Genomic DNA, 15,156 nt, shown 5'->3' with positions numbered 1-15,156 from the left:
GGAAACGGAATGGCGGCGAATCCTGGCGGAGGCTCGACTGATGCTGGTGGCGGACCGGTTCGTCACATTCCGGTTCTTCTTGCTGAGGTGCTTGAGGCGCTGGCACCGGCCGCCGGCAAGGTCATTCTCGACGGCACGTTCGGTGCTGGTGGCTATACCTCTGCTATTCTGTCTGGTGGTGCCGATGTGATCGCGCTCGATCGTGATCCGACGGCGATCGCGGCGGGGCAGGCGATGGTTGCCGCTCATGCGGGTCATCTTTCACTTATTCGTTCGCAGTTTTCGCAGCTTGCCGATCATGCGCCGCAGGGTGGGCTCGATGGTGTCGTGCTCGATATCGGTGTCTCTTCCATGCAACTCGACGAGGCCGAGCGCGGTTTCTCGTTCAATAAGAACGGCCCGCTCGACATGCGCATGTCGGCAAGTGGCGTATCGGCCGCCGATGTCGTCAACCGCGCCAAGCTCGCCGATCTCATCCGTATCTTCGCCTTCCTCGGGGAAGAAAAGCAGGCGCCGCGCATTGCCCATGCGATCGAAAAGCGTCGGGCGGAAGCGCCGTTCGTTACGACCCGCGATCTCGCTGGTCTGATCGAGATCGTCACGCCGCGAAAGGCCAAGGACAAGATCCATCCGGCGACCCGTGTTTTCCAGGCGCTGCGCATTTTCGTCAACGACGAGCTTGGCGAATTGGCGCAGGCGCTGTTTGCGGCCGAGCGCGTGCTGAAGCCCGGCGGGCGTCTGGTTGTCGTTACCTTTCATTCACTGGAAGACCGGATCGTCAAGAAGTTCTTCGCCGATCGCTCCGGCCGTGCCACCGGTTCTCGTCATATGCCCATGGTTCATGAGCGGCTCGCGACCTTCGATCCGATCGGCAAGTCGATGGTTTCGGCAAGCGATGCGGAAGCGGAGGCCAATCCGCGGGCGCGTTCGGCCAAGCTGCGCGCGGGTCTTCGCACCGCTGCGCCCGCCGAGGCTGCCGATCTCTCGATCTTCGATCTGCCCAATCTCGCCAGTCTCGGAAAGCTCGGAGGTTGATATGCTGAAGACTTTTGACATCGTCCTGATTGGCGTCATGACAGCGATGGCCACCGTGACCTACACGATCAAGCATCGTGCCGAACTGAAGCTCGAAGAGGTTCACCGCCTCGAATCGGAAATCAAGCTGGAGAAGGACACGATCGAGCTTCTGAAGGCGGATTGGGCGCTGGTCGTGCAGCCAAACCGCCTGGAGCGATTGGTCAACAACTACAGCAGCGAACTCAAATTGCAGCCGACGCTGTCGACGGCGATTGTTCAGCCGAGCGAATTGCCGATGCTCCGCTCGCAGGTTCCGCCGGAAACCGTCGCCGATGCCAAGGATGCCGCCACGCCTGACAAGACGACCAAGGCCGGAAATGCGAAACCCCACTCGAGCGCCAGCGCGGCATCGAAGAGTGGCGACACGACGGATGCCGAGATCAGGAAGGCGATCGCCGATGTCGCCGCCGCTCCCGCGCCGCGTCCGGTCGCCAAGGCGCCGTCGCTGCTGAAGCGCAAAAAACAAGAAGTCGACAATATCGCAACGGGATCGGTGGACGAGTGATGTCTTTTCTTTCGCGCATCATGGTCTTGAAAAGCAAGGCACATTTCTCCACCGACGGCAATAACCGCCCGAATGACGGCTTTGGCCGTTCGACCTTCGAAGGTGCCCGTAAGCGCAAGTCTAATCAGGCCAAAAGCCGCGTCATTCTGTTGGTTGCGAGCTTTGCCGTTGTCTACTGCATCATCGGCGGTCGTCTTGCTCAGTTCGCCATGACGCCGCCGGATACGACGTCGAGCATCCTGCCGCCGGACCGGCTGATGGCATCGCGCCCCGATATCGTCGACCGCAACGGCGCACTGCTTGCGACCGATATCCGCACGGTGTCGCTGTTTGCCGAACCGAACAAGATCATCGATCCCGATGAAGCGGTCGAGCAATTGCGCACCGTGCTGCCCGATCTCGACACCAAGGGCACCTATAAAAAGCTGGCCGTCAAAACCTCGCATTTCGCCTGGCTTCGCCGCCAGTTGACGCCGAAACAGCAGAGCCAGATCCTGGCGCTCGGCATTCCCGGCATCGGTTTCCGTCCGGAAAAACGCCGCTTCTATCCCGGCGGTTCGACCGCTGCCCATATTCTCGGCTACGTCAATATCGACAACCGCGGCGTCACCGGTATGGAGAAATATATCGACGACCAGGGGCTTGCCGATCTCGCGGCTGCCGGCATGACCACCGACCAGCCGCTGCAGCCGGTGAAGCTGTCGATCGATCTTCGCGTGCAGGACATCGTGCATGACGCCGTCGTCAATGCCGTCAATAATTTCCAGGCAAAGGGTGCCGGTGCCGCGGTGCTCGACGCCCGCACCGGCGAAGTGCTGGCCATGGCGTCGGCACCCGATTTCGATCCGAATTATCCGAACGAAGGCGCTGCAGAAGGCTGGCTGAACCGTATGACGAACGGCACGTTCGAAATGGGATCGACGTTCAAGACCTTCACCATGGCGATGGCGCTTGATGCTGGCAAGGTGACGCTGCGCGATGCCTTCGACGCCACCAATCCGATCCGCATCGGCGGCTTCACCATTCACGACTTCCACGGTCAGCATCGTGTGCTGACGGTTCCGGAAATCTTCCAGTATTCGTCCAACATCGGCACGGCAAAGATTGCCGACATAGTCGGTATCGACGCGCACAAGGAATTCCTGACGCGGATGGGGCTGCTCACCAAGTTGAACACCGAGCTGCCGGAAGTGAAGATGCCGACGCAGCCGCGCGTGTGGAAGAAGATCAACTCGATTACCATCTCCTTCGGCCACGGCGTCTCCACCACGCCGCTGCAGACAGCGGTTGCCGGTGCGGCTCTCGTCAATGGCGGCAAGCTGATCGAGCCGACCTTCCTGCCGCGGACCCGCGAACAGGCCGACGCGATCGCCAAGACTGTCGTCAAGAAGAGCACGAGCGACGACATCCGCTTCCTGCTCGATTTCAACGGCTCCAAGGGTTCCGGCCGCGCCGCTCGCGTGCCCGGCTACGATGTTGGCAGTAAAACCGGCACGGCCGACAAGGTCGTCAACGGCCACTATTCGCATACGCTGAACTTCAACACCTTCCTGGCTGCCTTCCCGATCGACAATCCGCAATATGTCATCATGACCTTCTGCGACGAGCCGAAGACCGGTGAACATGGCGGCACGATCTCGGCATACACGGCGGCGCCGATCGCTCGCGATATCATCGCCCGGGCAGCGCCGATCCTCGGAATCCAACCGAGTTTCGGAAACGGTAACTCCGCCTTGCTGGTGTCTTATTAAGCGTGAAAGAATAAACGGGTCGATTCGCGAGGGGCGGACTGATCAAGAACGAAAAGTATATTCGATGAACTTGCGGGATATTGCCGGAAATGCGTTTCCGGAACTCAATGAACAAATTGGCGGGACACTTGGCGATCTTGAGATAACAGGCCTTTCCGCCGATAGCCGTAAGGTTGCGCCCGGCATGGCTTTCATAGCTGTCGCCGGCACGAAGGCCGATGGCGCAAGTTTCATTGCTGATGCCGTTTTGCGTGGTGCATCTGTCATTGTTGCCGGCCAGGGTGCGGTCGCCGCTGGTGCGCCGCTGTTGACCGTTGCGGAGCCGCGGCGTTTCCTCGCCGTTGCTGCTTCCCGCTTTTACGACAGGCAACCGGAGACGATGGTCGCCGTTACCGGCACCGCCGGCAAGACCTCCGTCGCTTCTTTCACTCGGCAGATATGGGCGCATGCGGGCCATCCGGCGGCAATGATTGGAACGACCGGTGTTATATCACCGACGCGTAACGATTACGGTTCGCTGACGACACCCGATCCGGTGTCGCTGCATCAGTTGCTTGCCGAGCTTTCGGATGAGGGCGTCACCCATGCGGCGATGGAAGCCTCCAGCCATGGCCTCGACCAATTCCGCCTCGATGGCGTCAGGCTTGCTGCTGCCGCCTTCACCAATCTCGGCCGCGACCATATGGACTATCACCCGACCGTCGAGGATTACCTGGCCGCCAAGATGCGGCTGTTCAGGGATCTGCTGCCGAAAGGCTCGCCGGCCGTGATCTTTGCCGACGATGCGTGGTCGGAACAGGCGATTGCCGCTGCGCGCAACGCGGGGCAGGATATACGCACTGTCGGCCGCAAGGGCGATTTCCTGGCGTTGAAGCGTGTCGAGCATTTCCGTCATAAGCAGATCGCGGAAGTGCATCTGGGTGACGATATTTTCGAGGTTCACATCCCGCTTGCCGGCGATTTCCAAGTGGCCAATACGCTCGTTGCCGCCGGTCTTGCCATTTCCACCGGCGTTGCCGCGCCGGTTGCCATGGCGGCGCTGGAAAAGCTCTCCGGCGCTTCCGGGCGATTGGAGCTTGTCGGTCATACCCATGATGGCGCACTTGCCTATGTTGACTATGCGCACAAGCCGGATGCCTTGGAAAATGTGCTGAATTCGGTGCGGCCGTTCACCACCGGCCGTGTCATCGTCGTCTTCGGCTGCGGCGGCGACCGCGATCGCGGCAAGCGGCCGATCATGGGCGAAATCGCCTGCCGTCTAGCCGATGTGGTTGTGGTCACCGACGACAATCCGCGCTCCGAAGAGCCGGCGGCGATCCGCGCCGAGATCATGGCCGCGGCACCCTGCGCCACCGAGATCGGCGATCGCGCCAAGGCGATCCGCGAGGCAGTCGGCATGCTGAAATCCGGCGATACGCTGATCGTCGCGGGCAAGGGGCATGAGGAAGGTCAGACGATCGGCAGCGTGACGCTGCCTTTCTCCGACCATGCCGAACTGCGCAAAGCACTGGAGGAGGTAAAGTCTTGAGCTGGCTATGGACAACTGAAGACATGATCGCCGCCATTGCGGGCCGCTCCTTCGGAGTGCTGCCTGAGGGCGTTACGGGGATTTCCATCGACAGCCGTTCGATCAAGCCGGGCGAAGCTTTCTTCGCCATCAAGGGCGATCGCGTCGATGGCCATGACTACGCCAACTTGGCGATGGCGAACGGCGCGGCGTTGATCGTGATCAGCGAGGCGCGGTTGCCGGCGATGGGCCGGCTGACCGTGCCAAAGATCGTTGTCGACGACGTATTGGCTGGGCTCGCCAGGCTTGGCGTTGCCGCCCGTCAGCGTACGCAGGCGAGCATCATCGCTGTGACTGGCTCGGTCGGCAAAACCACCACAAAGGAGATGCTGCGCCGGACATTGTCGCCCTCGGGCAAGGTGCATGCCTCCGTCGCCTCCTTCAACAATCATTGGGGCGTGCCGCTGAGTTTGGCGCGCATGCCTCAAGATACGGATTTCGGTGTTTTCGAGATCGGCATGAACCATCCGGAGGAGATCCGGCCGCTGACGAGAATGGTGCAGCCGCATGTGGCGATCATCACCACGATTGCGCCGGCCCATCTCGGCAATTTCAAGAACATCACCGAGATTGCCGCTGCCAAGGCGGAGATTTTCGACGGCGTCGTGCCGGGCGGTCACGTCATCCTCAACCGGGACAACGATCAGTTCGATTTCCTGGAGCGCGCTGCGTTGGCCGCCGGCGTCGAGCATGTGCACAGTTTCGGCCAGCATGCCAAGGCGGATGTGCGGCTCGCGGAATTTAACGCCTCGGAAGAGAATTCGACGCTGTGGCTGACAATTGGCGGCGAGACGATGGAAGTGGCGATCGGAGCGCCAGGCCGGCATATCGCGGAAAACGCGCTGGCTGTCCTCGGTGCAGTGATGCTCGTCGAGGCCGATCTCGACAAGGCGGTCGATGCGCTGGCGACGCTGCAGGCGGAAAAGGGCAGGGGGCAGCGCCATAAGCGCGCAATCGCCAATGGCTACTTCACGCTGATTGATGAAAGCTACAACGCCAACCCTGCATCCATGCGCGCGGCCATCGCGCTGCTGGCGACATCTTCGCCGGATGCCAATGTCGGCGCTAGAGCGGGCAGGCGGATCGCCATCCTCGGCGATATGCTGGAAATGGGGGATTATGCCCAGAGAGTGCATGCCAATCTTGCCGGTCCGCTGCTGGCGGCAGGCATCGAGCATGTCTGGCTGGCAGGTCCGGAGATGGCGGCGTTGAGGGATGCGCTGCCGGAAAGTGTTCATGTCGAATATCGTGAGACGACGGAGGAGCTCTCGGAATTCGTGATCAACTCGGTCGCCCCTGGCGACGTTTTGATGGTGAAATCGTCGCTGGGGATAGGATTCGGGAAGATCGTGGCAGCTTTGCTTGACAAGTTTCCAGCATTTGCCGACACGGAGCCCCACTCCCATCAGGGGCTTTAGAAAGGGCTCTTATGCTGATCTGGCTTGCCGAACTGTCGGACCACGTTCATTTTTTCAGTACTCATTTCAGATTTCTCAATCTGTTCAGATACATCACGTTCCGCACCGGCGGCGCTTTGTTCACTTCGGCGTTGATCGTCTTCCTCTTCGGGCCGCGAATCATCTCTTCCCTGCGTGTACGCCAGGGTAAGGGCCAGCCGATTCGCGCCGACGGTCCGCAGACTCATTTCAAGAAGGCAGGTACGCCGACCATGGGCGGGCTGATGATTTTGGCCGGCATCGTCGTGTCGTCAATGCTTTGGGCCGATCTTGCCAACGTCTATGTGGTCGCGACGCTGCTGGTGACATTGGGCTTCGGTGCCATCGGCTTCTATGACGATTATCTCAAGGTAACGAAGCAGAGCGATAAGGGCTTTTCCGGCCGCGCCCGCCTCGGCATCGAATTCGTCATCGCCGCCATTGCCGTCTATTTTATGATGAGTACGGCATTGTCCTCCGGTACCGCCGGTTCGACCTTCGGTTCGTCGATCGCGTTCCCGTTCTTCAAGAATTTCATGCTCAATCTCGGCATGTTCTTCGTGCTGTTCGGTGCTTTCGTCATCGTTTCCGCCGGTAACGCTGTCAACCTGACCGACGGTCTCGACGGGCTTGCCATCGTGCCGGTCATGATTGCCGCCGCCTCCTTCGGCGTTATCGCCTATCTCGCCGGCAACTATGTCTTCGCCGACTATCTGGCGATCAACTTCGTGCCCGGTACCGGCGAATTGGCCGTGGTGTTGGGCGCTGTTATCGGCGCCGGCCTCGGCTTTCTCTGGTTCAATGCGCCGCCGGCGGCCATTTTCATGGGCGACACCGGTTCTCTTGCGCTGGGCGGCATGATCGGTTCGGTGGCAGTTGCTACCAAGCATGAGATCGTCATGGCGATCATCGGCGGTCTCTTCGTGCTGGAGGCGCTTTCGGTCATCATCCAGGTCGGTTTCTTCAAGATGACCGGCCGGCGCGTCTTCCTGATGGCGCCGATCCACCATCACTTCGAGAAGAAGGGCTGGACGGAAAGCCAAGTGGTCGTGCGCTTCTGGATCGTTGCGGTCATCCTGGCGATGATCGGCCTCTCGACCTTGAAGCTTCGGTGAGGCGGCGATGATCCCTGTCACCACGCTCAAGGGGAAAAAGGTCGCATTGTTCGGCCTCGGTGGCTCGGGTTTTGCCACCGCGCGGGCGCTTGTCGCCGGTGGTGCCGAGGTGACTGCCTGGGACGACAATCCCGACAGCGTGGCGAAGGCTGCGGCCGAAGGTATCCCGGCCGCCGATCTCAGAACGATCGACTGGAGCGGCCTCTCGGCATTCGTGCTGTCGCCCGGCGTGCCGCTGACGCATCCGAGGCCGCACTGGACCGTCGATCTCGCTCACGCAGCCGGTGTCGAGATCATCGGCGATGTCGAGCTCTTCGTCCGCGAGCGGCGGGCGCATGCGCCGGAGTGCCCCTTCATCGCCATCACCGGCACCAACGGCAAGTCGACCACGACGGCATTGATTGCCCATATCCTGCACTCGAGCGGCCGCGATACGCAGCTCGGTGGCAATATCGGTACGGCCATCCTGACGTTGGAGCCGCCGAAGGCGGAGCGCTACTACGTCGTCGAATGCTCTTCCTATCAGATCGATCTCGCCCCGACCCTCAATCCTTCCGCCGGCATTCTACTCAATCTGACGCCCGATCATCTCGACCGGCACGGCACGATGCAGCATTATGCCGATATCAAGGAACGGCTGGTGGCCGGCAGCGGCGTTGCCGTCATCGGCGTCGACGACAGCTATTCTTCGCTGATTGCCGATCGCGTCGAACGGGCGGGCGGCAAGGTTACCCGCATCTCGCGCCGGCATGCGTTGGCTGACGGGCTTTATGCCGAAGGCAGCCGCATCGTCCAGGCATCGACTGGGGCAACCTCGGACATTGCCGATCTCGACGGCATCCAGACGCTGCGCGGCGGTCACAATGCGCAGAATGCCGCGGCGGCGATAGCCGCATGTCTGGCTGTCGGTGTTTCCGCTGACGATATCCGCGCCGGGCTCAAATCCTTTCCTGGCCTCAAGCATCGCATGCAGCCGGTCGGCCGGCGTGGCCGCGTCGTGTTCGTCAATGATTCCAAGGCGACCAATGCGGATGCCGCCGCACCTGCGCTCTCGAGCTACGATCATATCTACTGGATCGCCGGCGGCCTGCCGAAAGAAGGCGGTATCACGACGCTGGCGCCGCTCTTCCCGCGCATAGCCAAGGCCTACCTGATCGGTGAAGCGGCACCGGCCTTCGCGGCGACGCTCGGCGAGCAGGTGCCCTACGAAATATCCGGCACTTTGGAGCGCGCTGTCGCCCATGCCGCAGCCGACGCCGACAGGGACGAACACGAGACGGCGGCGGTGATGTTGTCACCGGCTTGCGCAAGCTTCGATCAGTACAAGAATTTCGAGGTCAGGGGTGATGCCTTCGTCAGCCACGTGGCTGCGGTCGAAGGTGTCACCATGCTGGTCGGGTCAGCAACAGGAGGCGATTGATATGGTAAGCCGCGTTGAGCGTGGGGCCTTGGCCGAATGGTTCTGGACCATCGACCGTATTTTCCTGGCATTGTTCATCCTGCTGATCGGCATCGGCTTCATGCTCTCGTTCGCGGCGTCGCCCGCCGTCGCCGAGCGCATCGGGCTCGAACCCTTCCATTTCGTCAAGCGTCACGCCTTGTTTCTGGTTCCGGCGATCGCGACGATGATTGGCATCTCCTTCATGACGCCCCGGCAGGTGCGCCGTACGGCGGTCATTCTGCTGATCGTCTCGCTGGCGATGATGCTGTTCGCCTTGTTCTTCGGTATCGAGGTCAAGGGATCGCGGCGCTGGGTCAACATCGCGGCGCTCTCCATCCAGCCATCAGAATTCATGAAGCCGGCCTTCGTCGTCGTCTGTGCCTGGCTGTTTGCGGAGCATGCGCGCCAGCCGGAAATTCCGGGCAATCTCTTCGCCATCATCCTCTTCGGCATCGTTGCTGCACTCCTAGTTGCCCAGCCCGACCTTGGGCAGACGATTCTCACTACCGCCGTCTGGGGCGGCATGTTTTTCATGGCCGGCATGCCCTGGCTGTGGATCGGAGTGCTCGGCGGCCTCGGCGTCGGTGGCTTCGTGGCGGCCTATTATGTCTTTCCCCACGTGGCGCTCCGCGTCGACAAGTTCATGACCGGCGAGGGCGATACGTTCCAGGTCGATACCGCCAAGGAAGCAATCATTCACGGCAATTGGTTCGGCGTCGGGCCGGGTGAAGGCATCGTCAAGCGCATCATTCCGGACGCCCATACCGACTTCATCTTCTCGGTGGCTGCCGAGGAATTCGGTGTCGTCTTCTGCATGGTGCTCGTCTGCATCTTCGCCTTTCTGGTGCTGCGCGGCCTGTCGCATGCTTATAAGGAAAAGAATGATTTCAACCGCTTTGCCGTTGCAGGCCTGGTGCTGCAGATCGGTATCCAGTCTATCATCAATGTCGGCGTGAACCTGCAATTGCTGCCCGCCAAGGGCATGACCCTGCCGCTGATCTCCTATGGCGGCTCGTCGATGACCGCCATCTGTGTGACGGCGGGCTTCATCCTGGCCCTGACGCGCCATCGGCCGGAAAAGAGGGCGCAGGATCGCAGCCTCTTTCGTGTGACGCATGGATTGCCGGCGGAGTGATCGCATTGGCCCCATCTGCGCTTTATCCCCATCTCCCGGACAACGCCTATTCTTCGGTCGCTTTCGCGAAGATGGGAGTCTATGAAGGAGGTTTGAAGCGCTTCAGTGACGCGGGCATGGCGGCTTCCTATATTAGGGAGATGCCCTCGCGCAGGGGGTATTCGCGGGAGCGAAGATCATGAGTAAAGGTATTATCCTGCTTGCCGCCGGCGGAACCGGCGGCCACGTCTTTCCGGCCGAGGCATTGGCCCACAAGCTGAAGGAGCGCGGTTATTCCGTGCACCTCGTCACCGACAGTCGCGCGGAACGCTATGCCGGCAAGTTTCCGGCTGATGAGATTCATGTGGTGCCGTCGGCAACGATCGGTTCGAAGAATCCCATCAAGGTCGCAAAGTCGCTTTGGACGCTGTGGACCGGCATGCGCGCCGCACGCAAGCTGATCCGCAATATCAGGCCGCTCTGCGTTGTCGGCTTCGGCGGTTATCCGACCATACCGCCGTTGCTTGCTGCGACCCGCATGGGCGTGCCGGCGATGATTCATGAGCAAAACGCTGTGATGGGACGCGCGAACAAGGCGCTCGCCGCCCGTGTCCAGGCGATTGCTGGCGGCTTCCTGCCGGAAAAGGGCGGCGCGTTTCCGGAGAAGACGGTGACGACAGGCAATCCCGTGCGGCCGGCCGTGATCGAAGCGGCGAAGCAGCCCTATGTGCCGTCCGGCCCGGATGATCCTTTCAATCTGGTCGTCTTCGGCGGCAGCCAGGGTGCGCAATACTTCTCCAAGGCAATGCCGACGGCGATCAGCCTGTTGGAGGAGCCGCTGCGCAAGCGCCTGCGCATCACGCAGCAGGTGCGTCCCGAGGATATGGAGACGGTCAATAGCTGCACCAGGCGGCTGGAGATGGGCGCCGAAGTCGCGCCGTTCTTCACCGATATGGCTGAGCGCATCGGCGCCGCCCATCTCGTCATCTGCCGGTCCGGCGCTTCCACTGTATCGGAACTCGCCGTCATCGGTCGTCCGGCGATCCTTGTGCCCTATCCCTATGCTCTGGACCACGACCAGGCAGCCAATGCGGCTGCGCTTGCGGCCACGGGTGGCGTGAAGGTCATTGCGCAAGCCGAGCTGACGCCGGAGAAGCTCTCGACGATCCTGCGCGGCGCGATGACGATGCCGGAGAAACTTGCGAAGATGGCGGCTGCGGCCAAACAGGCCGGCAAACCGGCTGCGGCGAGCTTGCTCGCCGATATGGTTGAGGCTATTGCCGCAAAACGTTCAATTCAGGAATTCAAGGGGGCGGGCGTATGAAGCTGCCGAAGGCTATCGGCCTTGTGCATTTTATCGGTATCGGCGGTATCGGGATGAGCGGGATTGCGGAAGTGCTGCATAATCTCGGCCATCGCGTGCAGGGGTCAGACCAGTCGGAAAGCGCCAACGTGCAGCGGCTGCGCGACAAGGGCATCACGGTCCATATCGGTCACAAGGCGGAGAATCTCGGCGACGCGGAAGTCGTGGTCGTCTCCACCGCCATCAAGAAGAGCAATCCCGAACTCACCGCCGCGCGCGAAAAGTTGCTGCCGGTCGTGCGCCGCGCTGAGATGCTGGCCGAGCTGATGCGCTTCCGCAACTCCATCGCCATCGGCGGCACGCACGGCAAGACGACGACCACCTCGCTGGTCGCGACCCTGCTCGAAGCCGGCGGACTTGACCCGACGGTCATCAATGGCGGCATCATCAATGCCTATGGCACCAATGCTCGCATGGGCGAGGGCGAATGGATGGTGGTGGAGGCCGATGAATCGGATGGAACCTTCCTGAAGCTGCCGGCCGATGTCGCCGTCGTCACCAATATCGATCCGGAGCATCTGGATCACTACGGCAATTTCGACGCCGTGCGTGCCGCGTTCCGGCAGTTCGTCGAGAATGTGCCGTTCTACGGCTTCGGCGTCATGTGTCTCGACCATCCGGAAGTGCAGTCGCTGGTCGGCCGCATCGAGGACCGCAAGGTCATCACCTACGGCGAAAATCCTCAGGCCGATGTGCGCTTCATGAATGTGCGCATCGACGGGACGCGCTCGCTGTTCGACATCGAAATTCGCCGGCGCCGCACGGGGAAGGTCATCGAGATCAAGGATCTCGTCATGCCGATGCCCGGCCGTCACAACATTTCCAATGCCACCGCGGCGATCGCAGTCGCCAACCGGCTCGGCATCTCCAATGTGGCGATCGCCAAGGGGCTGGCCTCCTTCGGCGGCGTCAAGCGTCGCTTCACGCTGACGGGCGAATGGAACGGCGTGAAGATTTTCGACGATTACGGCCATCATCCGGTCGAGATCAAGGCCGTGCTGAAGGCGGCGCGCGAAGCCTGCAAGGGCCGCATCATCGCTGTTCACCAGCCGCATCGCTATACGCGCCTGTCGAGCCTGTTCGAAGAGTTTGCCGCCTGTTTCAACGATGCTGACAGCATTTTCCTGGCACCCGTCTATGCCGCCGGCGAAGACCTGATCGAAGGTGCGGATTCGCAAGCTCTGGTGTCGCGCATCAAGGCAGGCGGCCATCGCGATGCGCGCTATCTGCCGTCCCAGGAAGAGCTTGCCCGCATGGTCGCGGAGATTGCGCGACCGGGTGATTTTGTGGTTCTCTTGGGGGCTGGTAGCATCACTTATTGGGCAGCTTCATTGCCAAAGGAATTGGAAGGCCTCTCGGGTAAGTCCGCATGAAACAGGTAAATGGGGAAAAGCTTCTGGCGTCGCTCGGCGACAGCGTAAAGGATATTCGCGGCCGGTTGACGCCGGACGCGCCGATGGATCGCGTCACATGGTTTCGCGCCGGCGGGCTGGCGGAGCTAATGTTCCAGCCGCATGATACGGACGATCTGATCGCTTTCCTGAAGGTGCTGCCGGCCGAAGTGCCGTTGACGGTGGTCGGCGTCGGTTCGAACATCCTGGTGCGCGACGGGGGTATACCGGGTGTCGTTCTGCGCCTCTCGGCGAAGGGCTTCGGTTCGGTCGAGCTCGCCGGTGAGAACCGCATCCTGGCCGGCGCTATTTGCCCGGATAAGCACGTTGCCGCCATGGCCATGGACAACGGTATCGGCGGCTTTCATTTCTATTACGGCATTCCAGGCGGCATCGGTGGCGCAGCGCGTATGAATGCCGGCGCCAACGGCTCCGAGACGCGCGATCGCGTCGTCGAGGTGCATGCAGTTGACCGCAAGGGCAAGAAGCATGTGCTAACCAATGCCGAGATGGGCTACACCTATCGCCATTCGACGGCATCGGACGATCTGATCTTTACGCATGTTCTTTTCGAGGGGTATCCCGAGGATCGGGCCAAGATTCGAGCCGAGATGGATGCTGTGCGGGCGCATCGCGAGACCGTGCAGCCGATTCGGGAAAAGACGGGTGGCTCGACATTCAAGAACCCGGAGGGACATTCTGCCTGGAAGCTGATCGACGAAGCCGGCTGCCGTGGCCTCGTCATCGGCGGCGCGCAGATGTCATCGCTGCACTGCAATTTCATGATCAACATGGGGCAGGCGACCGGCTATGACCTCGAATATCTCGGTGAGCAGGTCCGTCGCGAGGTCTTCGAAAATTCCGGTATCAAGCTGGAATGGGAAATCAAGCGTCTCGGCTGCTTCATGCCCGGCCGCGAGGTCCGGCCGTTCCAGGGTGTGACGACGGAATAACGGGCTCAGATCTGTCTGCAGTTCATAAACTGATTCAATAAAAAGGCCGGGTTTTTGCCCGGCCTTTTCAATTGGTTATGGCGAAGTTCTCAGACTTCGTCGTTGCCTGACAGCAGAATGCCGATCAGCGAAAGAACGGCTGCAATCGTCAGATAGTAACCGACATAGGCGAGGCTGTAATTCGAGGCCAGCCAGGTGGCGATGAAGGGCGCCAGCGAGGCGCCAATAATGCCGCCAAGATTGAAGGTCATCGACGCGCCGGTGTAGCGAACGGCTGTCGGGAACGGAGCAGCAAGCGCAGCACCGATCGGGCCGTAAGTGAAGCCCATCAAGCCGAGACCGATGATCGAGCAAGCGAATGCGCCGCCGAGACCGGCGGTCAGAAGCGTCGAGTAGAACAGGCCGAAGATCAGGATGCCGATCGTCGTCAGGATCAGAACTAGCCGGCGCGAATAGCGATCGGACAACAGGCCAGAAAGCGGGATCATCAGGCCGAAGAAGACCACGCCGACGAGCTGGACGACCAAGAACTGCTGCTGCGAATAACCGAGACCTGCCGGTGTGGCCGTGAGCGGCCTGGTACCCCAGCTCAGCGTGAATGCCGTCATCAGATAGAACAGCACGAAAGTCGCGACCGCGATGATCGTGCCGAGGATGAGACTGCGCAGATGCGAACGGAAAATAACGGCGATCGGAACGGAAACGCGCTCTTCCTTATCGATTGCGCGCTGGAATTCCGGGGTTTCAGTGATCTTCAGGCGCACATAGAGGCCGACTGCAACAAGCGCCAGGCTGATGAGGAACGGAATGCGCCAGCCATAATTCAGGAAGTCCACATCACTCATGCTTTCGCGCAGGATGAGAAAAAGGCCGGCCGAGAAGATGAAGCCGATGGGAGCACCGAGTTGCGGGAACATCGCGTACCAGCTCCGCTTGCCTTCCGGAGCGTTTTCGGTTGCGAGCAACACCGCGCCGCCCCATTCGCCGCCGAGGCCGAGGCCCTGGCCGAGGCGGCAAAGCGCCAGCAGTACCGGCGCGAGAACGCCGATCGACTCATAGGTCGGCAGCATACCGATCACAACTGTCGAGAGGCCCATGGTCATCAGCGCTGCGACAAGCGTCGCCTTGCGGCCGACCCTGTCACCAAAATGCCCGAAGATCATCGCGCCGATCGGACGGGCGAAGAAGGCGATCGAGAATGTTGCGAAAGACTGTAAAGTCGCCGCAGTCGGATCGGCAGCCGGGAAAAACAGCTTTGGGAAGACGATTACCGCCGCCGTCGCATAAACGTAAAAGTCGAAAAATTCTATCGTCGTGCCGATAAGACTCGCGATCAGAACGCGTGCCTTGGAATTCGCAACAACGCTGTTCGATGACGAGGGGGTCGGCGATAAAGGAGATATCGCGTCTGTCATGGTCCCACCAATTTAGATGATGCTAAGG

General features: G+C 60.9%; 12 protein-coding genes. 11 read left to right on the top strand and 1 reads right to left on the bottom strand.

What is annotated here, in order from left to right; translation table 11 throughout:
• Window positions 1-9 precede the first annotated feature (9 nt).
• From rsmH to murB, 11 genes are all read left to right on the top strand, one after another.
• Entirely contained in the window at window positions 10-1,035 is a 1,026-nt protein-coding gene (gene rsmH, locus NXC24_RS12445; protein WP_104823571.1) for a 16S rRNA (cytosine(1402)-N(4))-methyltransferase RsmH, read from the top strand.
• Between the two features lies 1 nt (window position 1,036).
• Window positions 1,037-1,582 (top strand): hypothetical protein, encoded by a 546-nt coding sequence (locus tag NXC24_RS12440; protein ID WP_104823570.1) that lies wholly within the window; start codon window positions 1,037-1,039, stop codon window positions 1,580-1,582.
• Window positions 1,582-3,333 carry a penicillin-binding protein 2 gene (locus NXC24_RS12435; protein ID WP_104823569.1) on the top strand — a complete coding sequence of 584 codons (1,752 nt, stop codon included), beginning with the start codon at window positions 1,582-1,584 and terminating at the stop codon, window positions 3,331-3,333. The genes NXC24_RS12440 and NXC24_RS12435 overlap by 1 nt, the downstream gene beginning before the upstream one ends.
• A gap of 64 nt (window positions 3,334-3,397) precedes the next feature.
• Window positions 3,398-4,861 (top strand): UDP-N-acetylmuramoyl-L-alanyl-D-glutamate--2,6-diaminopimelate ligase, encoded by a 1,464-nt coding sequence (locus NXC24_RS12430; RefSeq protein ID WP_104823568.1) that lies wholly within the window; start codon window positions 3,398-3,400, stop codon window positions 4,859-4,861.
• On the top strand, window positions 4,858-6,318 hold the full coding sequence (locus NXC24_RS12425; protein ID WP_104823567.1) for a UDP-N-acetylmuramoylalanyl-D-glutamyl-2,6-diaminopimelate--D-alanyl-D-alanine ligase: 1,461 nt from the start codon (window positions 4,858-4,860) through the stop codon (window positions 6,316-6,318). Before NXC24_RS12430 ends, NXC24_RS12425 begins: the two co-directional genes overlap by 4 nt.
• Before the next feature lie 11 nt (window positions 6,319-6,329).
• On the top strand, window positions 6,330-7,451 hold the full coding sequence (gene mraY / locus NXC24_RS12420; RefSeq protein ID WP_104823566.1) for a phospho-N-acetylmuramoyl-pentapeptide-transferase: 1,122 nt from the start codon (window positions 6,330-6,332) through the stop codon (window positions 7,449-7,451).
• Between the two features lie 7 nt (window positions 7,452-7,458).
• Window positions 7,459-8,871 carry a UDP-N-acetylmuramoyl-L-alanine--D-glutamate ligase gene (murD, locus tag NXC24_RS12415; RefSeq protein WP_104823565.1) on the top strand — a complete coding sequence of 471 codons (1,413 nt, stop codon included), beginning with the start codon at window positions 7,459-7,461 and terminating at the stop codon, window positions 8,869-8,871.
• Window position 8,872: 1 nt separating this feature from the next.
• Entirely contained in the window at window positions 8,873-10,027 is a 1,155-nt protein-coding gene (ftsW, locus tag NXC24_RS12410; protein WP_104823564.1) for a putative lipid II flippase FtsW, read from the top strand.
• Between the two features lie 178 nt (window positions 10,028-10,205).
• Complete coding sequence (murG, locus tag NXC24_RS12405) at window positions 10,206-11,330, top strand: undecaprenyldiphospho-muramoylpentapeptide beta-N-acetylglucosaminyltransferase (protein ID WP_104823563.1); 1,125 nt, start codon at window positions 10,206-10,208, stop codon at window positions 11,328-11,330.
• Window positions 11,327-12,742 (top strand): UDP-N-acetylmuramate--L-alanine ligase, encoded by a 1,416-nt coding sequence (gene murC, locus NXC24_RS12400; protein WP_104823562.1) that lies wholly within the window; start codon window positions 11,327-11,329, stop codon window positions 12,740-12,742. The genes murG and murC overlap by 4 nt, the downstream gene beginning before the upstream one ends.
• Entirely contained in the window at window positions 12,739-13,713 is a 975-nt protein-coding gene (gene murB, locus NXC24_RS12395) for a UDP-N-acetylmuramate dehydrogenase (protein WP_104823561.1), read from the top strand. The genes murC and murB overlap by 4 nt, the downstream gene beginning before the upstream one ends.
• A gap of 89 nt (window positions 13,714-13,802) precedes the next feature.
• Here the strand turns inward: murB and NXC24_RS12390 are convergent, their stop codons facing one another.
• A complete protein-coding gene (locus tag NXC24_RS12390) occupies window positions 13,803-15,128 on the bottom strand; it encodes an MFS transporter (protein WP_104823560.1) in 1,326 nt (441 codons plus the stop codon).
• Window positions 15,129-15,156 lie beyond the last annotated feature (28 nt).

This window comes from Rhizobium sp. NXC24 (assembly GCF_002944315.1).
Lineage (GTDB): Bacteria > Pseudomonadota > Alphaproteobacteria > Rhizobiales > Rhizobiaceae > Rhizobium.
The sequence above is the reverse complement of the archived record's forward strand: the minus strand, read 5'-3'. Positions and strand labels throughout refer to the sequence as shown.